This window comes from Streptomyces sp. NPDC012794 (assembly GCF_042901085.1).
GTDB lineage: Bacteria > Actinomycetota > Actinomycetes > Streptomycetales > Streptomycetaceae > Streptomyces.
Genome location: NZ_JBIBCI010000008.1, coordinates 276,435 through 300,842 on the forward strand (window position 1 = coordinate 276,435; position 24,408 = coordinate 300,842).

Below are 24,408 nucleotides of genomic sequence, written 5' to 3' on the forward strand. Positions count from 1 at the left end.
CGGCTCAGGCCGTGCCCGTCAGGTGGGCGAAGACGACCACGTTGCCCTGGTAGCCGGTGCGCGGCGAGAAGCCGCCGCCGCAGGTGATCACCCGCAGCTCGGCGCGCGGCGAGGGCCCGTACACCCGCCGGTCCGGGAAGGCCCCGGAGTCGTACACCTCGACGGCGTGGACGGTGAACAGGGCCGTACGCCCGTCCGCGCGGGCGACCTCGATCACCGCCCCCCGGCGCAGCGCGCCCAGGTGGTAGAAGACGGCCGGGCCGCTGGCGTGGTCGACGTGCCCCGCGATCACGGCGGTCCCCGTCGCCCCGGGAGTGGTCCCGTCCCGGTACCACCCCGCGAGGTCGCGGCGGGCCGGCGGGGGCACCTCGAGGCGGCCCTCGCGGTCCAGGCCCAGCCCGGTGAGCGGGGCGTCCACCCGGATCGCCGGAATCCTGATCCGCACCGGTGGCGAGCCCGGGAGCGGGGCGATGCTCCCGGGGTAGAGCAGTTGCGCGCTCAGCGCCTCGGCGGGGGAGGGCAGCGGGGGCCGCACGGTCACGGCGGAGCCGCTGCCGATGAGCCAGACGCCGACGCACAGGGCGACCGCCACCAGCCCGGCCCGCACCGGGAGCGCCCTGGCGCCCGGCGGCCCGCCCCGCCGGGTGCCGAGGACGCCGCCGGACGGGCCGCCGCGTACGCCGGTGCCGCGTACGCCGGTGCCGCCGTGGAGTACGCCGTCCCGCCGGGCGGCGCCGTCCGGTACGCGGTCCCGCCCGCCGGGGAAGCCGCCACACATGCGCCGTACCCCCTCGTCTCGCCGTTCCTGGGAGTGGCCGTCGCCCGTCCCCGCGAACGGGGGGACCTCGCGGGGCGGGCGACGGGGGGCGGTACCGGTCGGACCGCGGCCGCAGCCGCGGTGGGCGCCCGTCAGCTCCGCGTGCCGCTCGCCCGGCGACGCAGGAGCCAGGTACCGCCGACGGCGGCCGCGGCCAGCACGGCCGCTCCCGCCGCGATCTTGGCGGGGTCGGTGGCGGTGGTCGTGCCACCACCCACCCCGGTCCGGACGTGGCCCTGCGGGCCGCGCTCGGTGACGACCAGGTCGCCGGTGGCGAACTTGCCGTTCGTGCAGGTCGCGCCGATGCCGTAGGTGCCCGGCCGCAGCCCCGCGCCGACCCGGAACTGGCCCGTCACCACGTCCGCGCGGTGGCCCGGCGCCAGGTCGAAACGGCCGCCGTCCACCGTGCTGGCGTCGCCCTCGGCCCGGCCGCCCCGGCCGCAGGCCTTGGTGTGCACGGTGACGGTGGCCCCTGGGGCGGCCGACTTCGGCCAGACCTCCAGCACGGCGAAGTCCCCGGGCGCGAAAGCCGTCATGCCGAGGTCCGCGGCCGCCACCGCTCCAGCGACCGGCCCGGCGAAGGCGACGGCGGTCAGCGCGGTGGCGGTGAGCACGTGAGCGGTGCTGCGGCGCATGGGCACTCCAGGAGGACACGGGGTCGTGCTTCGAGATAAACCGGCCCGTCCGGTGCGCGCCTGCCGAACCGGCGCCGGATGGCGCCCGCGGTGCCCCGCCGGCCCGACATCCGTGCAGGTCAGGGCCGTGAGGGGGCATCCGTGTCCGGCCACGCCGTCCGGGTGATGCCAGGACGGCGGCGCGGCGGCGCCGGCCCCGGGACCGGGCGGAACCGGTCGCCATGGGACGCCCGCCCGGGCAGGCCGGGGACCGCCCGAGAGCGGTGCGTACGGTGGGGGTGCGCGGCGGAGCGGGGCCCTCGGACCCGGGCCGCCGCACCGTCCAGCCATCGTCGGGGGAGGGCCCTGTGGCATCGGTCGACCGGCCGGGATCCGCGCCCGGCGTGCTGCCGTTCTTCGTGTACGGGACGCTGCGGCCGGGGGAGGCCAACCACGACCTGTTCCTGCGGGGCCGGACGGCGGCCGAGGAGCCCGCCCGGCTGCCGGACGCGGCGCTGTACGAAGGGCCCGGCTACCCGTACGCCGTCGACCGCCCCGGCTTCGCCGTGGCCGGCGAGCTGATCACGGCCGCGCCGGGGGCGTACGCGGAACTGCTGGCCGCGCTGGACCTGCTGGAGGAGTACGCCGGTCCGGGACACCCCGGGAACCTCTACGACCGGGTCGCCCGCGAGGCCGTCCGCCCCGACGGCAGCCGGGTGCGGGCCTGGGTCTACCTGGCGGCACCCCCGCTGGCCCGCCGCCTCGCGGAGTCGGGCACCGAGATCCCCGGCGGGGACTGGCTCCTGCGCTAGGCGTATCCGCGGGGCGCGTCCGCGCGGCGTCCGCGGGATTTCGGCCGGGGTGTGGCCGCTACAGCCCTTCGGCGCCGCGGTTGCGCAGGCGCTGGCCGTACTGCTGGAGCACCCACAGCTCCTGCTGGATCGCCGCGTGCTGCTCCGGCGGGGCCTGCGGACTCAGCCGGGTCAGGGCGCCCTGGATCTCCAGGACCCGCCGGTCCACGGCGCGCAGGCGGACCTGGACCAGCTGGACGCCGGCGTAGACCTCGTCCACCGTCTTGGCGTGGATGGCCTCCACCGCCAGCTCCGTGACCATCGCGCGGACGGTGTCGTTCGGAGCCGCGTCACGGACCCGGGCCAGATAGTCGTCGGTGGCCTGCGCGGCCCCGCCGGCGTCCTGGATGGCCTGGCGGACGGCCGCGTACGGCGGGGCGGTGAACTCGTCGATCCCGTACGCGTCGAAGGCGGGCGAGACCAGGGCCGGCCGCTGGAGCGCCAGCTTGAGGAGCTCCCGCTCGGTGCGGTGGGCGGGGCTGCGCAGGTTCAGCGCCGGTCCGCCGGCGCCGGCCGGCGGCGGCGCGGGAGCCGGTTCCTGGGGACGGCCCCGGCCCTGCTGCTGCGGCTGGCCGCCGCGTTCGCGGGCCCAGCGCGCCAGCTGCGCCACCCGCTTGACGACGAACTGCTCGTCGAGGATGCCCAGCATCCCGGCCAGCTGGACCGCCGACTCGTGCTGGATCGAGAGGTCCTTGATGCTCGCGACGACCGGTGCGGCCTCGGCCAGTGCGGCCGCCCGCCCCGCCGGGTTCTCCAGGTTGTGGCGGCCCACGATGTGCCGCAGGGCGAACTCGAACAGCGGGGTGCGCGAGTCCACGAGCCCGGCCACCGCCGCGTCGCCGTGCGCGAGACGCAGGTCGCAGGGGTCCATGCCGTCGGGGGCGATGGTGATGGAGGTCTCCGCGGCGAACTTCTGGTCGTCCTCGAAGGCCCGCAGCGCCGCCTTCTGCCCGGCCGCGTCACCGTCGAAGGTGAAGATCACCTCGGCGGTCGCGTTGTCCATCAGCAGCCGGCGCAGGATCTTGATGTGGTCCCCGCCGAAGGCCGTGCCACAGGTGGCGATGGCGGTGGTGACCCCGGCCATGTGACAGGCCATGACGTCGGTGTAGCCCTCGACGACCACGGCCCGCGAGGTCTTCGCGATCTCCTTCTTCGCCAGGTCGATGCCGTACAGCACCTGGGACTTCTTGTAGATCGCCGTCTCGGGGGTGTTCAGGTACTTGGGCCCGTTGTCGTCCTCGCGCAGCTTGCGCGCGCCGAAGCCGACCACCTCGCCGCTGATGTCCCGGATCGGCCACATCAGCCGGCCCCGGAAGCGGTCGATGGGCTTGCCGCTGCGGCTGTCCTGGGCCAGCCCGGAGAGGATCAGTTCCTTGTCTGTGAAGCCCTTGCCGCGCAGGTACCGGGTCAGGTGGTCCCAGCCGGCCGGGCTGTAGCCCACGCCGAAGTGTTCGGCCGCCGCCTGGTCGAAGCCCCGTTCGGCCAGGAACCGGCGGGCGATCTCCGCCTCGGCGCCGCCGAGCTGCTCCGCGTAGAAGACGGCGGCGGCCTTGTGCGCCTCGACCAGGCGGATCCGCTCGCCGCGGCCGCTGGTGCCGGCGGTGTAGCCGCCCTCCTCGTACCGCAGGGTGATGCCGGCCTGGCCGGCCAGGCGCTCGACCGCCTCCGAGAAGGAGAGGTGGTCGATCTTCATGATGAAGTCGAGGGTGTCCCCGCCCGCCTGGCAGCCGAAGCAGTGGTAGAAGCCCTTGCTGGGGCTGACCTGGAAGGACGGGGACTTCTCGTCGTGGAAGGGGCACAGCCCCTTGAGGTTGCCGCCGCCGGCGTTGCGCAGCTGGAGGTACTCGGAGACCACGGCGTCGATCGGGACCGCGTCCCGTACCGCCTTCACGTCGTCGTCGTTGATCCGTCCTGCCACCCGTGAATTCTACGGCCGGGCGCCGGCAAACCCGTCAGGCCCCCTCCGCCGGCACCAGGGACTCAAGCGGAACGGAAGGGTCCGCCAGTTTTTCGCGGTCCACCGGCGCCTTCGACCTGATCAGGGCCTGGATGGGCTCGACGACGTCCCACACGTTCACGTTCATCCCGGCCAGCACCCGGCCGTCCGAGAGCCAGAACGCGACGAACTCCCGCTTGCCCGCGTCCCCGCGCACCAGCACCTCGTCGTAACCGCCCACCGGGGCGTACCCGGAGTACTCCAGACCGACGTCGTACTGGTCGGAGAAGAAGTACGGCACCCGCTCGTACGAGACCTCCTGCCCCAGCATCGCCCGAGCGGCGGCCGGGCCGCCGTTGAGGGCGTTCGCCCAGTGCTCGACCCGCAGCCGGGTGCCCAGCGCCGGATGGTGGGCGGCGGCCACGTCCCCGACGGCGAACACGTCCGGGTCGGAGGTCCGCAGCGAGGCGTCCACGGCGATGCCGCCGCCGTGCTCCCGGTCCACCAGGGCCAGCCCCGAGGTCTCGGCGAGCGCGGTGCGCGGCGCCGCCCCGATCGCGGCGAGCACCGCGTGCGCCGGGTGCTCCTCGCCGTCGTCCGTGCGGGCGGCCATCACCATGCCGTCCTGGCCGACGATCTCCGTCAGCCGCGCGCCGAAGTGGAAGCGCACCCCGTGCTCGGCGTGCAGGTCGGTGAAGAGCCGGCCGATCTCCGGGCCGAGCACCGCGTGCAGCGGGGTGGGCAGCGGCTCGATCACGGTCACCTCCGCCCCGTAGCCGCGGGCGGCCGCCGCCACCTCCAGGCCGATCCAGCCCGCCCCGGCGATCAGCAGGTGGCCGTTGTCCCGGCCCAGGGAGGCCAGCGCCTTGCGCAGCAGATCGGCGTGGGCCAGCCGGCGCAGGTGGTGCACCCCGGCCAGACCGGTCCCGGGGATGTCCAGGCGGCGCGGCTCGGCCCCGGTGGCCAGCAGCAGCTTGTCGTAGTGCAGCAGGGTGCCGTCGCCCAGGCGCACCGTCTTGGCGTCCCGGTCCAGGTGCACCGCGGGCTGGCCCAGGTGCAGCTCGACGTCCGCGCCCGCGTACCAGGACGGCTTGTGCACGAAGACGCTGTCGCGCTCCTCCTTGCCCAGCAGGTAGCCCTTGGACAGCGGGGGCCGTTCGTACGGATGGTCGCGCTCGTCGCCGATCAGGATCACCCGGCCCGTGAACCCCTCCGCCCTCAGCGTTTCGGCGGCCTTGGCCCCGGCCAGCCCTGCGCCAACGATGATGAACGTCTGGTGTGCGTCGACCACCTGATGCCTCCTCATAACCCATCGGCCACGTGCGGCCACCTTGCGAGCGTCCCGCACCCAGCCTGCCGCGTGAAGGGGGAGTGGCCCGATCGGCTCACCCTTCGGCGCGCCGCCCGCGTCGGGTGAGGCGCGCGTGCAGGGAGCGGGCGGAGGCGTCGGTCAGGCAGGCGATCTGGTCGATGACCGCCCGTTTGCGGGCCCTGTCGTCCGGCGCCGCGTCGAAGATCGCCCGGAACTGGGGATCCAGGCCCTCCGGCGCGCGGGCGCTGAGCGCCTCGGCGAGTTCGGCCAGGACGATGCGCTGGTCGGCCCGCAGCCGCTCCTGCTCGTCGCGCTGCATCACGTACAGGTCGGCGACCGCCTTGAGGACCGCGCACTCGTTGCGCGCCTCGCGCGGCACGACCAGCTCGGCCGCGTACCGGGTGAGCCGCCCGGCGCCGTACGCCTCGCGCGTGGCGCCCTCGGCGGCCAGGCAGAAACGGCCGATCAGCTGGCTGGTGGCGTCCTTCAGACGGGCCTGAGCCACCGCCGAACCGTCATAGCCGTGCGGCCACCACTCCTCCTCCATCAGCCGGTCCAGTGCCTCGCGCAGCTCCTCCGGGGAGGTGTCGGCGGGCACGTACCGGCCGATCGCGACCCGCCAGATGGCGGTCCGCTCCGGCTCGGCGAAGAGGAGGTTGGGATCGAGGTGGCCGGCGTGCAGCCCGTCCTCGAAGTCGTGCACGGAGTACGCGACGTCGTCCGCCCAGTCCATCACCTGGGCCTCGAAGCACTTGCGGTCGGCGGGCGCGCCGCGCCGCAGCCACTCGAAGACCGGCAGGTCGTCCTCGTACGCCCCGAACTTCACCGAGGCGGGGTCGGTGGGGTGGTCCCCGCGCGCCCAGGGGTACTTGGTGGCGGCGTCCAGGCAGGCGCGGGTCAGGTTCAGGCCGACGCTGGCCAGCTCGCCGTCCGGGCCGGTGACGAACCGTTTGGGCTCCAGCCGGGTCAGCAGGCGCAGGGACTGGGCGTTGCCCTCGAAGCCGCCGCAGTCCTTGGCGAACTCGTTGAGCGCCTCCTCGCCGTTGTGCCCGAACGGCGGATGGCCCATGTCGTGGGAGAGGCAGGCCGCTTCGACCAGGTCCGGGTCGCAGCCGAGGGCCGCGCCGAGTTCCCGGCCGACCTGCGCGCACTCCAGGGAGTGCGTCAGCCGGGTGCGGGGACTGGCGTCCCAGTCGAACGAACGGGTGCCCGGGGTGACGACCTGGGTCTTCCCGGCGAGGCGGCGCAGCGCGGCCGAGTGCAGCACCCGGGCGCGGTCGCGCTGGAAGGCGGTGCGGCCGGGCCGTTTGTCGGGCTCGGGGGCCCAGCGCTCGGTGGCGGCCCGATCGTAGGACTCGTAGGCGGGAGCGTGCGGCGTGCCTTCCATGCTCAGACGTTAACCGGAGCCACCGACAATCGGAGTGATCCGGAGCGATCCGGAGCGATCCGAGCGATGCCGTCGTCAGGCGGTGGCCAGTTCCCGTTGCCCGGCGCTGCGGGCCAGCGCCTCGTCGTAGCGGTGCAGCACCAGCCGGGCCAGGGCCGGGTGCGCGCCGAGCGGGACGGCCGCCGGGCCGGTGGCGGCGGCGGCGCTCGCCGAGGCGAACCGGCCGGGGGCGGCGAAGTACGAGGCCACCGCGGTCCGGTGGTGCCCCCGGGCGGCCAGCGCCCGGACGGCGTCCGCCACGCTCGGGGCGGCCGCGGAGGCGTACGCCGGGACCACGGGCACCCCGCCGAGCCGTTCGGAGAGCAGGTCGGCGCCGCGCCGGGTGTCGGCGGCGGAGTCCGGGTCGAGGGACCCGGCCGAGGCCAGTACGACGGCCGTGCCCGGAGTCCAGCCGGCCTCCAGGAGCCGTTCGAACAGGGCCTCGACGAGGAGGGGGTGGGGGCCGAGGGGTGCGGCGGTCCGGATCCGCAGGTGCCCGGCCCGGGCCGCGGCGGCGGGGAGGTCCCGCTTGACGTGGGTCCCGCGCCCGAGCAGCAGCGGTACGAGGACGGCCGATCCGGTGGTGTCCCGGAGGGTGTCGGCCAGCAGCGGCCGGTTCAGCTCGATGTGCCCGAGGCGGACGTCGAGGGCGGGGCGGAGCTCGCGGACCCGCTCGAGCAGGGCGAGGACGGTGAGCGGGGCGCGCGGATCGCGGCTGCCGTGGGCCACGGCGACGAGGGTGGGGTGCATGGGAGGACTCCGTGGTGCCGGGCGCGGGGCGGGCGCAGGTCGCTGAGCTGGGTGCCGAGCTGATCGGTGATCCGGGTCAGCAGCTCGGCCGCGCTGCCGAAGGGGAGGGAGGGCGGGAGGGCGGAGGAGGGGAGGGGCTGGGTGGCGGGAGGGTGCACCGGCTCCGTCATGAACCGATCCTGCGGGGTCCAGATTGCGTGGGCGTTGCGCGGGGGTGACGGGTGTTTTCCTGCGGCTCACTCGGTCATTCGTACGAGTGAAAGGCGGGGCGGGTGGAACTGGGGGCGGGGCCGGTTCGTCAATCCGTGCGAAAGGCGTGCGGGATGAGGGGGGACGGTCATGGACGAGCGGGAGCGGGGCGGCCGCCAGTGGCGCGGGTGGTGGCGGGCCGGGCGGTGGCGGGCCCGGCGGTCGCGTGCAGGCGGGCTGTGGACGGTGCGGGTGCGCCGGAGGGCCGTGCAGACGGTCATGGCGCTGTGCGTGCTGGCGCTGCTGCCCTCGACGTGGACGCACGCCGCGGCCGCCGACCGGCTGCGGACCACCGCCGACGCGCCCGCCGCCGGGGTGGCGGTGGTCTTCGGGGCGGGCCTGTGGAAGGGCCGGCCGACTCCGTACCTGGCGTACCGGCTCGACGCGGCGGCGGAGCTCTACCGCGCGGGCAAGGTGAAGGTGGTCCTGGTGACCGGGGACAACAGCCGCACCGAGTACGACGAGCCGGGCGCCATGCGCGCCTACCTCAGGGGCCACGGGATACCGGACGACCGGATCGTCAGCGACTACGCCGGATTCGACACCTGGGACTCCTGCGTGCGGGTCCGGGAGATATTCGGGGTGCGCCGCGCGGTGCTGGTCAGCCAGCACTTCCACATCCACCGCGCGGTGGCGCTGTGCCAGGCGGCGGGGGTGGACTCCTACGGCGTCGGTGTCGACGACGAGCACGACTCCACCTGGTACTACGGCGGTGCCCGCGAGGTCTTCGCGGCCGGCAAGGCGGCCCTCGACGCGGCCTTCCAGCCGCAGCCGAGGTTCCTCGGCCCGAAGGAGGAGGGGGTGTCGCGGGTCCTGGCAGCTCTGGCAGACTGACGCCGCGTCGGCGTATGCCGATTAGTCATATGCGGTATCCGCTGTGGGGGTGGAGCGTGGGGGCTGTGGTCGATCTGAGCGGCAAGGCCGTCGTCATCACGGGTGGGGCCCGGGGCCTGGGCGCGGCGGCCGCGCAGGCGGTCGTCGACGGGGGCGGCCGGGTGCTGATCACCGACCTGCTGGAGGACGAGGGCGCCGAGACCGCCGCCGGGCTCGGCGACGCGGCCCGCTTCCTGCGGCACGACGTGACGAGCGAGACCGACTGGCGGGCGGCGCTGGAGTACGGGGCCGCCGAGTTCGGCCGGATCGACGGACTGGTGAACAACGCCGGCATCCCCACCGGCCAGTTCCTGGAACACGAGAGCGTCGAGCACTTCCGCCGGGTCGTCGAGGTCAACCAGGTCGGTGTGTTCATCGGGATCAAGACCGCGATACCCCTGATGCGGGCGAACGGCGGCGGCTCCATCGTCAACATCTCCTCCGCGGCCGGCCTCACGGGACTTGCCCTCACCGCCGGGTACGGGGCCTCCAAGTGGGGCGTGCGCGGGCTGTCGAAGATCGGTGCCGTCGAGCTCGCCGAGGCGAGGATCCGCGTCAACTCCGTCCACCCCGGCATGACGCTGACCCCGATGACCGCCCCCATCGGCATCCGGGCCGGCGAGGGCAACTACCCCGGGGCCCCGCTGGGCCGCGTCGGCGTCCCGGAGGAGATCGCGGCCGCCGTCGCCTTCCTCCTCTCCGACGCCGCCGGCTACATGACGGGCGCCGAGCTCGCCGTGGACGGCGGCTGGACGGCCGGCCTGACGGTGAGGTACCTGACCGGACAGTAGGCCGGTCTCACCGCGCGAGGCGTGCCAGATCGATGTCGATGCCGAAGGGCACGCTCGTCTTGAGGTGCTCCCGGTGGGGACGTAGGTGCGGGTCGTGTCGTCAAGCTCGTAGGCGTGCACCACCGGGAGGCCGTGTTCCTCCTCGATGCGCCAGAAGCGCCGGCTCCCGGCCCGGGCGTACTTGAAGGGCTTCGTCTCCCGGTCCCGCTCCTGCGACGCGTCGGAGACCACGTCGACGACCAGCGCGACGTCCTCCGGCAGGAAGCAGGTCCGGTCCGGGTCGTCGGCGACGGTCGCCGCGATGACATCGGGCTCGGGGCGGCTCTTCACGCTCAGGGCGCACGGTCATCTGCGCCGCGACCGTGCCCTCCTCTGATGCCTGGTCCTCCAATGCGGCGGTCAGACGGCGGACGACACGGTCGTGCCAGGCCCGCCGGGGCGACATCATGAAGATCAGTGCTCCGTCGATCAGTTCGGTGTGGCGGGGCAGGTTCGGGATGCGGTCGAGGTCGCCGGCCTCCCAGCCGCTGGGGCGCGGCGGGTAGAGCCACTCGGGAAGCGTGGTGGTCATGGTGCCCTCCAGCCCTGGCCCCGCCGGCCTAGCCACGCCCGGCCGCCGACGGGCCTCATCGGGTGCGGCTCACCGTGCGGGGCCGGGCACCGGGAGGCCGGCGTACCCCACGTGTAACGCGAGGTGAGGCACCCGCGTAACACCCCGCCCGCACCCTGGACCGTATGCACAGCTCCCCCGAAGCCACCGCCACCCACTGCCCCTACTGCGCCCTGCAGTGCGGCATGAACCTGCGCCCCGCCCCCGGCGGCGACACGGTGACGGTCGAGGAGCGCACCAACTTCCCCGTCAACCGGGGCGCGCTGTGCGGCAAGGGCCGCACCGCCCCCGCCGTGCTCTCCTCCCGGGTGCGCCTGACCGAGCCGCTCATCCGCACCCACGCCGGCGGCCCGCTCGTCCCGGCCACCTGGGAGGAGGCGCTCGACGCCGTCGCCGGGGGCCTCGCCCGCACGCGCCGCGCCCACGGCCCGGACGCCGTCGGCGTCTTCGGCGGCGGCGGCCTGACCAACGAGAAGGCCTACGCCCTCGGCAAGTTCGCCCGCGTCGCCCTCGGCACCTCCCAGATCGACTACAACGGCCGCTTCTGCATGTCCTCGGCCGCTGCCGCGCACCAGCGGGCCTTCGGCCTCGACCGCGGACTGCCCTTCCCGCTGGAGGACGTCCCGCGCACCGGCTGCGTCATCCTCGTCGGCTCCAACCTGGCCGAGACCATGCCGCCCGCCCTGCGCTACCTCACCGAGCTCAAGGCCAACGGCGGCACCCTGATCGTCGTCGACCCCCGCCGCACCCGCACCGCCGAGCAGGCCGACCTGCACCTCGCGCCCCGCCCCGGCACCGACCTCGCCCTCGCCCTCGGGCTGCTGCACCTCGTGGTAGCCGAGGGCCGCACCGACGAGGAGTTCATCGCCGGCCGCACCACCGGATGGGAGGACGCCCGGGCCGCCGCCATGGCCCACTGGCCCGAACTGGTCGAGCGCATCACCGGCATCCCCGTGCCGGAACTGCGCCGCGCCGTCGAGCTGTTCTGCGCGCCCTCCTCCGCCATGGTCCTCACCGCCCGCGGACCGGAGCAGCAGTCCAAGGGCACCGACACCGTCGGCGCCTGGATCAACCTCTGCCTCGCCACCGGCCGCGCCGGCCGCCCGTACTCCGGCTACGGCTGCCTCACCGGCCAGGGCAACGGCCAGGGCGGCCGCGAGCACGGCCAGAAGGCCGACCAGCTCCCCGGCTACCGCAAGCTCACCGACCCGGCGGCCCGCGCACACGTGGCCCGCGTCTGGGGCGTCGACCCGCAGAGCCTGCCCGGCCCCGGCCGCAGCGCGTACGAACTCCTCGACGCCCTCGGCGGCGACGTCAAGGCTCTCCTGCTCATGGGGTCCAACCCGGTGGTCTCCGCCCCCCGGGCCGCCCACGTCGAGGAACGCATCCGCTCCCTGGACTTCCTCGCCGTGGCCGACGTCGTCCTCTCCGAGACGGCCGCGCTCGCGGACGTGGTCCTGCCCGTCACCCAGTGGGCGGAGGAGACCGGTACGACCACCAACCTGGAAGGCCGCGTCCTGCTGCGCCGCCGCGCCCTGACCCCGCCGCCCGGGGTCCGCAGCGACCTGGAGGTCCTGCACGGGCTCGCCGCGCGCCTCGGCGTGGAGAAGGGCTTCCCCACCGACCCCGAGGAGGTCTTCGGCGAACTGCGCCGCGCCTCCGAAGGCGGCCCCGCCGACTACTCGGGCATCTCCTACGCCCGCATCGAAGCCGAGCAGGGCGTCTTCTGGCCCTGCCCCGAAGGCTCCCCGGGACAGCCCCGGCTCTTCCTGGACCGCTTCGCCACCGACGACGGCCGGGCCCGCTTCACGGCCGTCTCGCACCGCGACGCCGCCGAGGTCCCCGACGCCGAGTACCCGCTGCTGCTCACCACCGGCCGGGTCGTCGCCCAGTACCAGTCCGGGGCCCAGACCCGCCGCGTGCCCGAACTCAACGCCGCCGCACCCGGCCCCTTCGTGGAGCTCCACCCGCGCCTCGCGGCCCGCCTCGGCGTGACCGACGGCGCCCCGCTCGCGGTGACCTCCCGCCGCGGCCGTGCCGTCGCCCCGGCCCGCGTCACGGACGCCGTCCGCGCGGACACCGTGTTCATGCCGTTCCACTGGCCCGGCGAGGGCCGTGCCAACACCCTCACCAACCCGGCCCTGGACCCCGTCTCGCGCATGCCGGAGTTCAAGGTCTGCGCGGTCCGGGTGGAGCCCGCGTAGCCCCGCCCCGGACGCCGTATGGCCGCCGATGACGGCCGTCGTCTCCCGGACGGCCCGACGACGGCCCGACGGCGGCCCGACGCGGCCGCCGGCTCGGACATGTGTCCGGTCCGCATCGGGGTTCCCGCCAGGGGGTAACCATCCGTCACGCGGCGGGCTCAGAAAGTGCCCGCACGCCCCTCGTGGCAGCGATGTGTCGTACCCCACACTGAGGTGCGGTGCCACCGTCCTCGGAGCCCTGGAGGTCGCCCCCGTGCAGACCCAGACCCTGACCGTGAACGCGAGCCGCCCCGCGGACGACGCCTCCGATCCGGATCCGGAGGCCGAGACCGTGGAAGACGCCGGGGAAGAGGAGCCCGAGGTCCTCGAACTCCTCGCACCCGTGCCCCCGCAGCGCTCGCGCGGCCGGGACGGCGGCACCGGGGCCGGGCCCTCCGCGGACCTCTTCCGCCAGTACCTGCGCGAGATAGGCAGGATCCCGCTGCTCACCGCCGCCGAAGAGGTCGAACTCGCACGGCGGGTGGAAGCGGGCCTCTTCGCCGAGGAGAAACTCGCCGGCGCCGCCGACCTCGACTCCCAGCTCGCCGTCGACCTCGACAAACTCGTCGTCATGGGCCGCATGGCCAAACGCCGCCTCATCGAGTCGAACCTGCGGCTCGTCGTCTCCGTGGCCAAGCGCTACGTCGGACGCGGACTGACCATGCTCGACCTGGTCCAGGAGGGCAACCTCGGACTCATCAGGGCCGTCGAGAAGTTCGACTACGCCCGCGGCTACAAGTTCTCCACGTACGCCACCTGGTGGATCCGGCAGGCGATGTCACGGGCCCTCGCCGACCAGGCCCGCACCATCCGCGTCCCCGTCCACGTCGTCGAGCTCATCAACCGCGTCGTCCGCGTCCAGCGCCGCATGCTCCAGGAACGCGGCTACGAACCCACCGCCGAAGAGGTCGCCGTCCACCTGGAACTGACGCCCGAGCGGGTCCTGGAGGTCCTCCGCCTCGCCCAGGAGCCCGTCTCCCTGCACGCCCCGGTCGGCGAGGAGGACGACGTTGCCCTCGGCGACCTGATCGAGGACGGCGACGCCACCTCCCCGATGGAATCCGCCGCGTTCTTCCTGCTGCGCGAGCACCTCGAAGCCGTGCTCTCCACCCTCGGCGAACGCGAGCGCAAGGTGGTCCAGCTCCGGTACGGGCTTGCCGACGGCCGGCCCCGCACCCTGGAGGAGATCGGCCGCATCTTCGGCGTGACCCGCGAACGCATCCGCCAGATCGAGTCCAAGACCCTCAACAAGCTGCGCGACCACGCCTTCGCCGACCAGCTGCGCGGCTACCTCGACTGAAACGCGAAGGGGGCGCCCCGAAGGACGCCCCCCACCCGCACGGCCGGAGCCGCGGTCCACGCTCCCGGTCAGTCGACCTCGGCCACCGCCTGCGCGAACTGCGCCGCGTACAGCCGCGCGTACGCGCCGTCCGCCGCCAGCAGCTCCTCGTGCGTGCCCTGCTCCACGATCGAGCCGCTCTCCATCACCAGGATCACGTCGGCGTCGCGGATCGTGGACAGCCGGTGCGCGATCACGAAGGACGTACGGCCGTGTGCCAGCCGCGCCATCGCCTTCTGGATCAGCACCTCCGTACGGGTGTCCACTGAGCTCGTCGCCTCGTCGAGCACGAGGATCACCGGGTCCGACAGGAACGCCCGCGCGATGGTGATCAGCTGCTTCTCACCCGCGCTGACCCCCGCGCCCTCGTCGTCCAGCACCGTGTCGTAACCGTCCGGCAGGGTGCGGACGAAGCGGTCCGCGTGCGCCGCCCGCGCGGCCTCCTCGATCTCGGCGCGCGTCACCTCGCGCGAGGCACCGTAGGCGATGTTCTCCGCGATCGTGCCGCCGAACAGCCAGGTGTCCTGGAGCACCATGCCGATCCCGGCGCGCAGCTCCTCGCGGGTCATCTTCGCGATGTCCACCCCGTCCAGGGCGATCTCCCCGCCTGTGACCTCGTAGAACCGCATCAGCAGGTTGACCAGCGTCGTCTTGCCGGCGCCCGTCGGGCCCACGATGGCGACCGTCTGGCCCGGCTCCACCGACAGCGAGAGGTTCTCGATGAGCGGCTTGTCCGGCTCGTAGCGGAAGGCCACCTTGTCGAGGGTGACCTGGCCGCGCAGCTTCTCCGGACGCTCCGGAACCTCGACGTCCGGCTCCTGCTCCGGCGCGTCCAGCAGCTCGTAGACCCGCTCCGCCGAGGCGACGCCCGACTGCACGAGGTTCGCCATCGACGCCACCTGCGACAGCGGCATCGAGAACTGGCGCGAGTACTGGATGAAGGCCTGCACGTCACCGATCGACAGGCTGCCCGAGGCCACCCGCAGACCGCCGACGACCGCGACCAGCACGTAGTTGATGTTCGAGATGAAGAACATCACCGGCTGCATGATGCCGCTGACCAGCTGTGCCTTGAAGGAGGCCCGGTACAGCTCCTCGTTCTGCTCGGCGAAGACCGCCGCCGACTCCTTCTGCCGCCCGAAGACCTTCACCAGCGCGTGGCCGGAGTACATCTCCTCGATGTGGGCGTTCAGCGCGCCCGTGCTCTTCCACTGCGCCACGAACTGCGGCTGCGACTTCTTGCCGATCTTCGCCGCGACCACCACCGACAGCGGTACGGTCACCAGCGCGACCAGCGCCAGCAGCGGCGAGATCCAGAACATCATCACCAGCACGCCGACGATCGTGAGCAGCGAGTTCATCAGCTGGCCCATCGTCTGCTGGAGGGTCTGGCCGATGTTGTCGATGTCGTTCGTCGCCCGGCTCAGCACCTCGCCGCGCTTCTGCTGGTCGAAGTACGACAGCGGCAGCCGCGACAGCTTCGCCTGGAGCTCCTCGCGCATCCGGTACACGGTGCCGTTCATCACGTGGTTCGACAGCCGCGTGGCGACCAGCATCAGCAGGCCCGCGAGGGTGAACACGACCAGCGCCCAGAGCGCCATGACTCCGACGGCACCGAAGTCGATGCCCCGCCCGGGGGTGAAGTCGGTGCCGGACAGCATGTCCGCCATCCCGCCCTGGCCCTTGTCGCGCAGCCCGTCCAGCGCCTGCTGCTTGGTCAGGCCGTCCGGCATCTGCCGGCCGACGATCCCCGAGAACACCAGGTCGGTGGCCTCCCCGAGGATCTTCGGCCCGACCACCGCGCAGCCGACGCTGCCGACCACGGCCGCGACCATGCCCCCCAGCTTGGCCCGGTCCTGCGCGAGCTGGCCCAGCAGTCGCTTGCCGGACCCCTTGAAGTCCATGGACCGCTGGCCCGGCCCCGTCATCATCCGTCCTCCGGGCCCGCTCATGCGGCCTCCGCCTCCGTCAGCTGGGAGAGCACGATCTCCCGGTAGGTCTCGTTGCCGGCCATCAGCTCGTGGTGGCGCCCCTCGCCCACCACCTGGCCCTCGTCGAGGACGATGATCCGGTCGGCGTCGCGGATCGTGGAGACCCGCTGGGCGACGATGACCACCGTCGCGTTCTCGGTCTCCAGGGCGAGCGCCGCGCGCAGCGCCGCGTCCGTGGCGTAGTCCAGGGCGGAGAAGGAGTCGTCGAAGAGGTAGATCTCGGGGCGCTGCACGAGCGTCCGGGCGATCGCCAGACGCTGGCGCTGGCCGCCGGAGACGTTCGTCCCGCCCTGGGTGACGGGTGCCTCCAGCCCCCCTTCCAGCTCGGACACGAAGTCCTTGGCCTGCGCCACCTCCAGGGCCCGCCACAGCTCCTCGTCGGTCGCGTCCGGGCGCCCGTAGCGCAGGTTGGAGGCGATGGTCCCGGAGAAGAGGTACGGCTTCTGGGGGACCATGCCGACCGTCCGGGCCAGCAGCTCCGGCTCGATCCGGCGTACGTCCTCCCCGTCGACCAGCACCTCGCCGCCGGTCGCGTCGAACAGCCGGGGCACCAGCCCCAGCAGCGTGGACTTGCCGCTGCCGGTGGAGCCGATCACCGCGGTGGTCTCGCCGGGGCGGGCCACCAGGTCCACCCCCCGCAGCACCGGGGCCTCGGCGCCCGGGTAGCGGAAGTCGGCGCCGCGCAGCTCCAGCCGCCCGCGCCGGGCGAGCGTACGCACCGGGTCGGCGGGCGGGACCACGCTGGACTCGGTGTCCAGGACCTCCTGGATGCGCTCGGCGCACACCTCGGCGCGCGGCACCATCATGAACATGAAGGTCGCCATCATGACGGCCATCACGATCTGCATCAGGTAGGCGAGGAAGGCCGTCAGCTGGCCGATCTCCATGCCGCCGCTGTCCACGCGCATCGCGCCGAACCAGATGACGGCGACGCTGGAGATGTTCACGACCAGGATGACCACGGGGAACATCAGGGCGAGCAGCCTGCCGGAGGCCAGCGAGACGTCGGTCAGCCCGGTGTTCGCCTTGCGGAAGCGCTCCTCCTCGTAGCCGTCGCGGACGAAGGCGCGGATGACGCGGTTGCCGGTGATCTGCTCCCGCAGCACGCGGTTGACGACGTCGAGGCGGTCCTGCATCTGGCGGAACAGGGGCCGCGTCTTCCAGACGATCGCCCCCACCGAGACGCCCAGCACGGGCACCACCGCGAGCAGGACGGCCGACAGCTTCACGTCGAGGGAGAGCGCCATGGCGATGCCGCCGACGCACATGATCGGCGCCGAGACCATCAGGGTGAACGTCATCAGGACCAGCATCTGGACCTGCTGGACGTCGTTCGTCGTACGGGTGATCAGCGACGGGGCGCCGAACTGGCCCATCTCCCGCGCCGAGAAGCTCTGCACCCGGTCGAAGACGGAGGCCCGGACGTCGCGGCCGAGAGCGGCCGCGGTGCGGGCCCCGTAGTAGACGGCCCCGGCGTTGCAGACGAGCTGGACGAGGGAGACCGCGAGCATCAGCGCGCCGAAGCGCAGGATGTAGCCGGTGTCCCCGTTGACGACACCGTCGTCGATGATGTCCGCGTTGAGCGTGGGCAGGTAGAGGCTCGCACTGGTCTGCAGGAGTTGCAGCAGGACCAGTGCGGCGATGGGTTTCTTGTACGGACCCAGATGGGTCCGCAGCAGTCGTATGAGCACGCGCAGGCTCCGGTAGGCAAGATCGAGGGGGGGTTCACTCCATCTTGTGCCAACCGGTGGCCCGATCCCTACCGCTTTTCGCAAAGCCGGGACAAAAGGAGTAGGCCACCGTGCGGCCCGCGCCCTAGAACCCGAACGCCCCCGGGTGGAGCTGCTCCCGCGTCGTCACGTACTGCTGACGCACGGCCTGCCAGGCCGGGTAGTCCTCGCCCGGCTCGAACACCTGGGCCGGCGGGGCCGGCCACAGCGGCGGGACGTGCGGGGCCAGCGTGCCCTGCCGCACCCCCAGCGCCCACGCCGCCTGACGGGCCGCGCCCAGCGCCGCGTAGTCCGCCGGAGCGGGTACGACCACCTGCGTCCCGAACAGCCCCGGCGCGGCGGCCTGTACGGCGGGCAGCTCGGCGGCGGCGCCGAGCAGGAACACCCGGCGGATCTGGGCGCCCCGGTGCCGCAGCACGTCGAGGGCGTCGACCAGCCCGCACAGCATGCCCTCGAAGGCGGCCCGCGCGAGGTGCTCGGGCTTCATCGAGTCCCGGCGCAGCCCGGACAGGGTCCCGGCGGCGTGCGGCAGGTTCGGGGTCCGCTCGCCCTCCAGGTAGGGCAGGAGCACGAGCCCGTGTGCACCCGGGGTCGACTTCAGCGCGAGCGCGCTCAGCCCCTCCAGGTCGGTGCCCAGCATGTCGGCGGTGCCGCGCAGGGCCCGTACGGCGTTGGACGTGTTCACCACCGGCAGGTGCATGCCGGCCGCGTCGGCGAGGGAGGTGATCAGACCGCCCGGGTCGGACAGCGCCTCGTGGTGCACGGCCATCACGGAACCGGAGGCCCCCAGCGAGACCACCGCGTCCCCCGGCCCGATGCCCAGTCCGAGCGCGGCGGCCGTGGTCTCCCCGGTACCGGCGGAGATCAGCAGCCCCTCGGGGGTCATCCCGGCGGCGTCGGCGGGGCCGAGCACCTCGGGCAGCAGCGCCTGGTGCCCGAGCGCCAGCTCGACCAGGTCGGGGCGGTAGGAGCCGGTGGCCGCCGACCAGTAGCCGGTGCCCGAGGCACCGGCCCGGTCGGTGGTGCGGCGCGCGGGCCGGCCGAGCAACTGCCAGACGAGCCAGTCGTGCGGGGACAGCACCACCGCGATCCGGCGCGCGGCCTCCGGCTCGTTACGGGCCAGCCAGGCGAGCTTCGTGATCGGCTGCGCGGCGTGCGGGACGGAGCCCACGGCCGCGACCCAGGCGGCTTTGCCGCCGAGCGCCTCGACCAGGTCGACCGCGGCGACCTGACCGCGCTTGTCGTTGCCGACCAGGGCGGGGCGGACCAGCGCGCCCTGCGCGTCCAGCGGCAGCACGCCGTGCTGCTGCGCGGAGACGCCGATGGCCTGGACGCCCTCCAGCAGCCCGCCCCCGGCGGCTTCGCCGAGGGAGAGCAGCCAGGCCTGTGGGTCGGTCTCGTGGGGGACGGTCTCGCCGGTGGGCTGTGGATGGGGCGCGTAGCCCTGGCGCAGCACGGCCCCCGTATCCGTGTCACAGACGACGATGCGAGTGAAGGTGGAAGAGCTGTCCAGCCCGGCGACTATCCCCATGCGGAGAATTCTGCCGCACGCCGGGCCGGACCCGGCCGCCTCAGGTGTTGCTCGTGCCCCACTCGTCCTCGGTGCCCTGTCCGCGGTCCCGCAGCGACCGCACCCGCTTCGCCACGGACTCCGGCACGGCGTCCCCCACCTTGTCGCCGACCACGGCGAACGCCTTGCCCGCGAACTGCCGTCCGGTCTGCCCGGCGGTCTCGGCGGCGTTGCGGACCGCCGGGTTCTGCGCGATCCGCCGGGCGGACTTCTTGATCTCCTCGTACCGTTCCCGGCCCGCGGCCGTGCCCAGCACGTACCCGAGGGCCACTCCGGAGAGGAACGTGACCTTGTAGCGCATGCCTGTCACCCTTCGTTTGTCTCGGTGCCCGGCCTGCTGCGATACCGATTGGCGGAGCACCCCCCTGCTTGCGCTAATCTATGACTCGCAACGGGCGCTCGCCCCCCGGCAAGGCCGGAGGTGGGCTGTTCGGTGCACCGCAGCAATCCCCTGTAGCTCAATTGGCAGAGCAGCCGGCTGTTAACCGGCAGGTTACTGGTTCGAGTCCAGTCGGGGGAGCGCGGTCCCCTGTAGCTCAATTGGCAGAGCAGCCGGCTGTTAACCGGCAGGTTACTGGTTCGAGTCCAGTCGGGGGAGCAGGAAGAGGAGAGGACCCGGGAGGGTCCTCTTTCTTTTTGCCCTCCTCGGGGAACCGGGCAGCCTTCGGCGCGGTCTCTCTGAACGAGCGCAGCCGATCATGCGGGGCATCCGAGGCAGGAGATCGTATGAGCGGCTATGCTGCGGCAGACGGCGCGCACACATGTACGCGCCACGCCGTGAAGGGGCGGTAGCTCAGCCGGTTAGAGCAGCGGACTCATAATCCGTCGGCCGTGGGTTCGAGTCCCACCCGCCCCACCGCAGGCCGCAGGTGCAGAAACGATTGCACCTGCGGCTTCGGCGTTTTCTGGGGGTGGTCGAGAGGGCAGGGCAAGGGACCGCGGGTCAGTCCCAGCCGATGGTGCGCTCGTCGGTGGAGGCGGAGTCCCAGCCGATCGTCCCGGGGCCGGCTGCCCGGACCGAGTCCCAGCCGATGGTGCCCGGAGCCGTGGCCGCCCGGACCGAGTCCCAGCCGATGGTGCCCGGGCCGGCGGTGACCGCGACGGCGGCGGTGCAGGACAGCAGAGCGGTGAGGCCGGCGGCAGCGATCAGGCGAGCGGTGCGAGACATGGAATCCCCCTGCGGAACACGAGCGGTTTCAGTGCGGTGTGGATGGGCGCGCTGCACCGGTCCGGCCTTTCGGCCCTGGCCTGGGGTGGGGCTCCGTGCCCCGCCGTCCCGGTGAGCACCATCCTGCTGGGCGCCGTATAGAGGGAGAAGAGGATTCCGATGGCACCAAGGTGACAGGCACCAAGGTGACAGGGGCCGGCCAAGGTAAGGTCCCGATCGCCCCTACGGGATCCGGCCAGATCCGCTCCGCCCCCGCGGGCGCCGCCGAGGCGCCAGCGGCCATCGGCAACCGGTCGTTTCCGCCGGCCCGCCACGCCCGGCCGCCGGATGGGGAGCGGGCCCGGCGAACAAGATCGAAAGAGACTGCCTATGGCCCGACCTGCGCACCTTTAGGATCAACCCGCGGCGGAACTTCATCCGCCGGGACCAACAGGCCGGGGGGCACAAGCATGCTGGAAGCTTTGGGACTGGACACCCTCGTAGAGGCCGTCTACCGGGAGATGCTCGCCGATCCGACCGGCGGGGTGGCCGAATTGGGCGCACGGCTGGGCATCACGGAGGCGCAGGTGCGCGAGGGGCTCGACCGGCTCGTCGACCTCGATCTGCTCACCCCCTCGCGCGACCACGCGGGCGGGCTGCGGGCCGTCAGCCCGGAGGCGGGACTGGAGCAGATCCTGCGCCGCCAGGAGGAGGAACTGGTCCGCCGTCAGCAGGAGCTGGCGGCGAGCAAGGCGGCCGCCGCCCGCGCGGTCGCGGAGTTCGCGGGACTGCGGCCGAACACGGAGTCCGACGGCGCCGAACGGCTCGTGGGCCTCGACGCCATCCAGGCCCGGCTGGAGGTCCTCACCCGCAGCCTCACCGTCGAATGCCTCTCGATCATGCCGGGCGGCGCCCAGTCCCAGGCAAGCCTGGACGCCTCGCGGCCGCTGGACGAGGACGCCCTGCGGCGAAAGGTCCAGCTGCGGTCGGTCTACCAGGACAGCGTGCGCAACGACCCCGCCACCCTGGCCTACGTGCAGTGGGAGACCGACCTCGGGGCCCAGGTGCGCACCAGCCCGGTGCTGCCGCCCCGCCTGGTGATCTTCGACCGGAAGACCGCAGTGGTCCCCATCGACCCCGCGAACTCCAGGCTCGGCGCCCTCTGCACCACCGCCCCCGGCATCGTGGCCTCCCTCGTCAGCCTCTTCGAGCAGACCTGGGAACAGGCCGTCCCGCTCGGTGCCGCCCGCGAGCACCCCGGCGACGACGGCATCACCGCCGGCGAACGCGAACTGCTCAAGCTGCTGGCCTCCGGCCTGACCGACGAGGCCGCCGGCAAGCGGCTCGGGGTGTCCCTGCGCACCGTCCGCCGCCAGATGGCCGCGCTGATGGAACGCCTCAACGCCACCAGCCGCTTCGAGGCCGGACTGCGCGCCGCCCAGCGCGGCTGGCTCTGAGGGGCACCGCGGCCGCGGACGCCCCGAGCGGGCATCCGCGGCCGCGGCCGCGGGGGGAACCGGCTAGAAGTTCTCCGTCTCCTCCACCAGGTGGCGCAGCACGTCCGTGAGGTCCCCACGGCGGGCGAAGACCGTGCGCTGCCGGGCGGCCCCCGACCCGTCGCGCAGCAGCCCGCCCAGGGTCTTCGCCGCGTGGTCCAGATCACCCACGGCGGCCAGGTCCCCGGCCACCAGGTCGAGCAGCGCCTCCGCCAGAGCGGCCGCCGGGATCTCGGCGCCCGTGTACGGGTCCAGGCCGAAGCCCTCCAGACCGTCGTGCGCCGCCCGCCAGCGCGCGAGACGCAGTACGTCGTCCCGTACGGGCGGATCCGGCCGGCCCTCGGCGATCGCGCGCAGCGCCGAGGCCACCAGGGCGCGCCCCAGCTCCGCCTGGAGCACGGCCGTGTCGATGTCCGACGACATGTCGGGCGCCCGGATCTCGAGCGTCGGCCAGTTCCCGGACGGACGCAGGTCCCAATAGACCATCTTGGTGTCCAGCGCCGCCCCGGAGCCGAGCAGGGTCTGCACGGAGTGCCGGAAGTGGGCCGTGGACGTGAAGTGCGGGGGCAGCCCCGCCGATGGCCAGCCCGACCAGGCCATGGCCCGCCAGCTGGAGTGACCGGTGTCCCGGCCGCCCCAGAAGGGGGAATTGGCCGCCAGCGCGATCAGTGTGGGCAGCCATGGTCTGACCCGGTTGGACACGGCCACCGCCGTGTCCACGTCGAGGGTGCCGATGTGGATGTGGCGGCCGCAGCTCACCAGGGTGTCCGTCAGCGCGCCGAACCGCCGGTGCTGCTCCCGCTGGCGCGGCTCGTCGTCGGTCAGGTGCAGGGGCCCCTCCACCGCCATCACGGGCGAGGGGGCGGCCAGCAGCCGGCAGCCGTGTTCACGGGCCGCCGCGGAGAGGGAACGCCGCAGGACGGCGAGCTCCTCGCGGAGGGTCACCGCCGAATCCGCGACCGGAGTGGAGATCTCCACCTGGTACCGGGTCCCCTCGGCGTGCAGCTGCTGCGGGAGCCCGGCGGCGGTGGCGAGGACGAGCGGAGCGGCGGGGACCACCCGCAAGGTGGTGGCGTCGACGAGCAGGAACTCCTCCTCGACCCCGACCGTGAGGGGGACGGGAACCCCGCTCACGATGGCGCTCGTTGTGCTGTTGCCAGGTTCGATCACTACGCCTCCCTGGACATACGAGTCTTTTCATCATGAGCCGAACAGGAGGCGTGGAGGGTACGCCGATCCGGTCAAATCTCGGGTGATAGTGGCGAGTTAGCGGTAAGACCGGGCGCGCCCTGGGGCCCCGGGTCCGCGTGGTGAGGGCGTTGCCGGTGGGTGCCCGCCCGCCGCCGGGCTCCAGCGCGGCGCTAGACCGGCCTGGTTACCATCCCGTGTGACCGGTACCGCCTCCCCTCTCCGACCCGCGCGACGCGTATTCGCCGACCTGACCCCGCTGCGCACCTCCGCCCACTACCGGCGGCTATGGGTGGGCGGCACCATCTCCTGGATGGGTCAGGCGATGACCGCCCTCGCGATCTCGCTCCAGGTCTACGAGATCACCGGCTCCAGCTTCTCCGTCGGCCTGGTCGGGCTCTTCTCGCTCGTCCCGCTCGTCGCTTTCGGCCTGTACGGCGGCGCCATCGCCGACACCGTGGACCGGCGCAAGCTCGGCCTCTACAGCCAGAGCGGGCTCACCGTCCTGTCCTTCGGCCTGGCCGCGGCGGCGCTGCTCGACTACCACCGGGTCTGGCTGCTCTACACCGTCGTCGCCCTCCAGTCCGTCTGCGGGGCGCTGAACGGACCCGCCCGCTCGGCCATGATCCCCAAGCTGCTGCCGCCCGAGCAGCTGCCCGCCGCCAACGCCCTGAACTCCGTCACCATGACCTCCGGGACGATGCTGGGGCCGGTGCTGGGCGGCGTGATCGTCGGCTGGTGGGGCTACCAGGCGGCCTACCTCGTCGACGCGGTGACCTTCGCGGCCGCCCTGTACGCCATGTGGCGGCTGCCCTCGATGCTGCCGGAGGGCCGCACCAAGGGCGGGCGGGCCTCCGTCCTCGACGGCCTGCGCTTCCTCGGGACCCGCCCCAACATCCGGATGACCTTCTTCGCCGACCTGGCCGCCATGGTGCTGGCGCATCCGAGGGCACTGTTCCCGGCCGTCGCCGTGCTCTGGTACGGCGGCGACGCCAAGACGGTCGGCCTGCTGGTGGCCGCCCCCGCGGTGGGCGCGCTGCTGGGCGGGCTGTTCTCCGGCTGGCAGGGCCGGATCCGGCGCCACGGGCTGGCGATCCTGCTGTCCGTCGGGGCATGGGGGCTGGCCATCTCCGTCTTCGGCCTGACGCGGAACCTCTGGCTGGGACTGGTCTTCCTGGCGGCGGCCGGCTGCGCCGACACCGTCTCGATGGTGTTCCGCAGCACGATGATGCAGGCCGCCACCCCGGACGAGATGCGGGGGCGCCTCCAGGGCGTGTTCATCGTGGTCGTCGCGGGCGGACCCCGGCTGGGGGACTTCCTCGCCGGAACCGTCGCCGACCTGACCTCGCCGACGGTGGCCGTCACGGGGGGAGGAGTCGCGTGCGTGCTCGTGCTGTGCGGGCTCGCCGCGCGGTGGCGCTCGTTCGCCCGCTACGACGCGCGCTCGCCCCAGGCGTAGCGGGCGCGCGCCTCCG

19 protein-coding genes, 3 tRNA genes and 1 pseudogene are annotated in these 24,408 nt (G+C 73.3%); 10 read left to right on the top strand and 13 right to left on the bottom strand.

The features are described 5' to 3' along the window. Window positions 1-4: 4 nt before the first annotated feature. Window positions 5-607 carry a class F sortase gene (locus ACFY7H_RS17920; RefSeq protein ID WP_388939135.1) on the bottom strand — a complete coding sequence of 201 codons (603 nt, stop codon included), beginning with the start codon at window positions 605-607 and terminating at the stop codon, window positions 5-7. A gap of 302 nt (window positions 608-909) precedes the next feature. Beyond that, complete coding sequence (locus ACFY7H_RS17925) at window positions 910-1,452, bottom strand: hypothetical protein (RefSeq protein ID WP_388939060.1); 543 nt, start codon at window positions 1,450-1,452, stop codon at window positions 910-912. 347 nt (window positions 1,453-1,799) lie between these two features. Here ACFY7H_RS17925 and ACFY7H_RS17930 point away from each other — a divergent pair, with 347 nt between their 5' ends. Beyond that, a complete protein-coding gene (locus tag ACFY7H_RS17930) occupies window positions 1,800-2,243 on the top strand; it encodes a gamma-glutamylcyclotransferase family protein (RefSeq protein ID WP_388939062.1) in 444 nt (147 codons plus the stop codon). A 58-nt stretch (window positions 2,244-2,301) separates the two neighbouring features. Here the strand turns inward: ACFY7H_RS17930 and dnaG are convergent, their stop codons facing one another. From dnaG to ACFY7H_RS17950, 4 genes are all read right to left on the bottom strand, one after another. Next, a complete protein-coding gene (gene dnaG / locus ACFY7H_RS17935; RefSeq protein WP_388939064.1) occupies window positions 2,302-4,200 on the bottom strand; it encodes a DNA primase in 1,899 nt (632 codons plus the stop codon). A gap of 34 nt (window positions 4,201-4,234) precedes the next feature. Then, window positions 4,235-5,509 (bottom strand): NAD(P)/FAD-dependent oxidoreductase, encoded by a 1,275-nt coding sequence (locus tag ACFY7H_RS17940; protein ID WP_388939066.1) that lies wholly within the window; start codon window positions 5,507-5,509, stop codon window positions 4,235-4,237. Between the two features lie 94 nt (window positions 5,510-5,603). Then, a complete protein-coding gene (locus tag ACFY7H_RS17945) occupies window positions 5,604-6,917 on the bottom strand; it encodes a deoxyguanosinetriphosphate triphosphohydrolase (RefSeq protein ID WP_388939068.1) in 1,314 nt (437 codons plus the stop codon). 75 nt (window positions 6,918-6,992) lie between these two features. Next, window positions 6,993-7,706 (bottom strand): sirohydrochlorin chelatase, encoded by a 714-nt coding sequence (locus ACFY7H_RS17950; RefSeq protein ID WP_388939070.1) that lies wholly within the window; start codon window positions 7,704-7,706, stop codon window positions 6,993-6,995. 339 nt (window positions 7,707-8,045) lie between these two features. Between ACFY7H_RS17950 and ACFY7H_RS17955 the strand changes: the two genes are divergently transcribed. Together ACFY7H_RS17955 and ACFY7H_RS17960 are read left to right on the top strand one after the other, a co-directional pair. Next, window positions 8,046-8,789, top strand: coding sequence for a vancomycin high temperature exclusion protein (locus tag ACFY7H_RS17955; RefSeq protein WP_388939072.1), 744 nt, complete (start codon window positions 8,046-8,048; stop codon window positions 8,787-8,789). A 65-nt stretch (window positions 8,790-8,854) separates the two neighbouring features. After that, complete coding sequence (locus ACFY7H_RS17960; RefSeq protein ID WP_388939074.1) at window positions 8,855-9,619, top strand: glucose 1-dehydrogenase; 765 nt, start codon at window positions 8,855-8,857, stop codon at window positions 9,617-9,619. A 7-nt stretch (window positions 9,620-9,626) separates the two neighbouring features. Here ACFY7H_RS17960 and ACFY7H_RS17965 read toward each other — a convergent pair. Then, window positions 9,627-10,190 (bottom strand): annotated as a pseudogene (locus ACFY7H_RS17965) (Uma2 family endonuclease). Between the two features lie 164 nt (window positions 10,191-10,354). On the opposite strand from ACFY7H_RS17965, the gene ACFY7H_RS17970 reads away from it, so the two are divergent. Both ACFY7H_RS17970 and ACFY7H_RS17975 read left to right on the top strand, forming a co-directional pair. Continuing rightward, the gene (locus ACFY7H_RS17970; RefSeq protein ID WP_388939075.1) at window positions 10,355-12,433 is read left to right on the top strand and encodes a molybdopterin oxidoreductase family protein; all 2,079 of its coding nucleotides are present in this window, start codon (window positions 10,355-10,357) and stop codon (window positions 12,431-12,433) included. A gap of 193 nt (window positions 12,434-12,626) precedes the next feature. Beyond that, complete coding sequence (locus ACFY7H_RS17975; protein ID WP_388939077.1) at window positions 12,627-13,772, top strand: RNA polymerase sigma factor; 1,146 nt, start codon at window positions 12,627-12,629, stop codon at window positions 13,770-13,772. 68 nt (window positions 13,773-13,840) lie between these two features. Here ACFY7H_RS17975 and ACFY7H_RS17980 read toward each other — a convergent pair whose 3' ends face one another. The 4 genes from ACFY7H_RS17980 to ACFY7H_RS17995 form a co-directional block, all read right to left on the bottom strand. Next, window positions 13,841-15,763, bottom strand: a complete 1,923-nt coding sequence (locus ACFY7H_RS17980; RefSeq protein ID WP_388939079.1) for an ABC transporter ATP-binding protein — start codon at window positions 15,761-15,763, stop codon at window positions 13,841-13,843. Next, complete coding sequence (locus ACFY7H_RS17985) at window positions 15,760-17,493, bottom strand: ABC transporter ATP-binding protein (RefSeq protein ID WP_388939081.1); 1,734 nt, start codon at window positions 17,491-17,493, stop codon at window positions 15,760-15,762. The genes ACFY7H_RS17980 and ACFY7H_RS17985 overlap by 4 nt, the downstream gene beginning before the upstream one ends. Window positions 17,494-17,617: 124 nt before the next feature. Further along, entirely contained in the window at window positions 17,618-19,063 is a 1,446-nt protein-coding gene (locus tag ACFY7H_RS17990; protein ID WP_388939083.1) for an FGGY family carbohydrate kinase, read from the bottom strand. Between the two features lie 40 nt (window positions 19,064-19,103). Further along, on the bottom strand, window positions 19,104-19,403 hold the full coding sequence (locus ACFY7H_RS17995; RefSeq protein WP_388939085.1) for a YtxH domain-containing protein: 300 nt from the start codon (window positions 19,401-19,403) through the stop codon (window positions 19,104-19,106). A gap of 146 nt (window positions 19,404-19,549) precedes the next feature. Between ACFY7H_RS17995 and ACFY7H_RS18000 the strand changes: the two genes are divergently transcribed. The 3 genes from ACFY7H_RS18000 (at window position 19,550) to ACFY7H_RS18010 (ending at window position 19,958) form a co-directional block, all read left to right on the top strand. Beyond that, window positions 19,550-19,622: transfer RNA gene (locus tag ACFY7H_RS18000), tRNA-Asn, on the top strand. Between the two features lie 5 nt (window positions 19,623-19,627). After that, window positions 19,628-19,700: transfer RNA gene (locus ACFY7H_RS18005), tRNA-Asn, on the top strand. A 184-nt stretch (window positions 19,701-19,884) separates the two neighbouring features. Beyond that, window positions 19,885-19,958, top strand: a tRNA-Ile gene (locus ACFY7H_RS18010). Window positions 19,959-20,045: 87 nt separating this feature from the next. On the opposite strand, the gene ACFY7H_RS18015 is transcribed toward ACFY7H_RS18010, so the two are convergent. Next, the gene (locus ACFY7H_RS18015; protein ID WP_388939087.1) at window positions 20,046-20,270 is read right to left on the bottom strand and encodes a hypothetical protein; all 225 of its coding nucleotides are present in this window, start codon (window positions 20,268-20,270) and stop codon (window positions 20,046-20,048) included. Window positions 20,271-20,719: 449 nt separating this feature from the next. On the opposite strand from ACFY7H_RS18015, the gene ACFY7H_RS18020 reads away from it, so the two are divergent. Continuing rightward, window positions 20,720-21,706 (top strand): LuxR C-terminal-related transcriptional regulator, encoded by a 987-nt coding sequence (locus ACFY7H_RS18020; protein WP_388939088.1) that lies wholly within the window; start codon window positions 20,720-20,722, stop codon window positions 21,704-21,706. A gap of 63 nt (window positions 21,707-21,769) precedes the next feature. On the opposite strand, the gene ACFY7H_RS18025 is transcribed toward ACFY7H_RS18020, so the two are convergent. Next, entirely contained in the window at window positions 21,770-22,879 is a 1,110-nt protein-coding gene (locus ACFY7H_RS18025; RefSeq protein WP_388939090.1) for a glutamate--cysteine ligase, read from the bottom strand. Between the two features lie 253 nt (window positions 22,880-23,132). Between ACFY7H_RS18025 and ACFY7H_RS18030 the strand changes: the two genes are divergently transcribed. Next, the gene (locus ACFY7H_RS18030; protein ID WP_388939092.1) at window positions 23,133-24,392 is read left to right on the top strand and encodes an MFS transporter; all 1,260 of its coding nucleotides are present in this window, start codon (window positions 23,133-23,135) and stop codon (window positions 24,390-24,392) included. The last annotated feature ends 16 nt before the right edge of the window (window positions 24,393-24,408 follow it).

Coding starts and splice junctions, on each gene's coding strand:
- ACFY7H_RS17945 (WP_388939068.1), bottom strand. CDS start 6,917: ATGGAAGGCACGCCGCACGCTCCCGCCTACGAGTCCTACGATCGGGCC.
- ACFY7H_RS17925 (WP_388939060.1), bottom strand. CDS start 1,452: ATGCGCCGCAGCACCGCTCACGTGCTCACCGCCACCGCGCTGACCGCC.
- ACFY7H_RS17955 (WP_388939072.1), top strand. CDS start 8,046: ATGGACGAGCGGGAGCGGGGCGGCCGCCAGTGGCGCGGGTGGTGGCGG.
- ACFY7H_RS17950 (WP_388939070.1), bottom strand. CDS start 7,706: ATGCACCCCACCCTCGTCGCCGTGGCCCACGGCAGCCGCGATCCGCGC.
- ACFY7H_RS18020 (WP_388939088.1), top strand. CDS start 20,720: ATGCTGGAAGCTTTGGGACTGGACACCCTCGTAGAGGCCGTCTACCGG.
- ACFY7H_RS17990 (WP_388939083.1), bottom strand. CDS start 19,063: ATGGGGATAGTCGCCGGGCTGGACAGCTCTTCCACCTTCACTCGCATC.
- ACFY7H_RS17980 (WP_388939079.1), bottom strand. CDS start 15,763: ATGAGCGGGCCCGGAGGACGGATGATGACGGGGCCGGGCCAGCGGTCC.
- ACFY7H_RS18015 (WP_388939087.1), bottom strand. CDS start 20,270: ATGTCTCGCACCGCTCGCCTGATCGCTGCCGCCGGCCTCACCGCTCTG.
- ACFY7H_RS17970 (WP_388939075.1), top strand. CDS start 10,355: ATGCACAGCTCCCCCGAAGCCACCGCCACCCACTGCCCCTACTGCGCC.
- ACFY7H_RS17995 (WP_388939085.1), bottom strand. CDS start 19,403: ATGCGCTACAAGGTCACGTTCCTCTCCGGAGTGGCCCTCGGGTACGTG.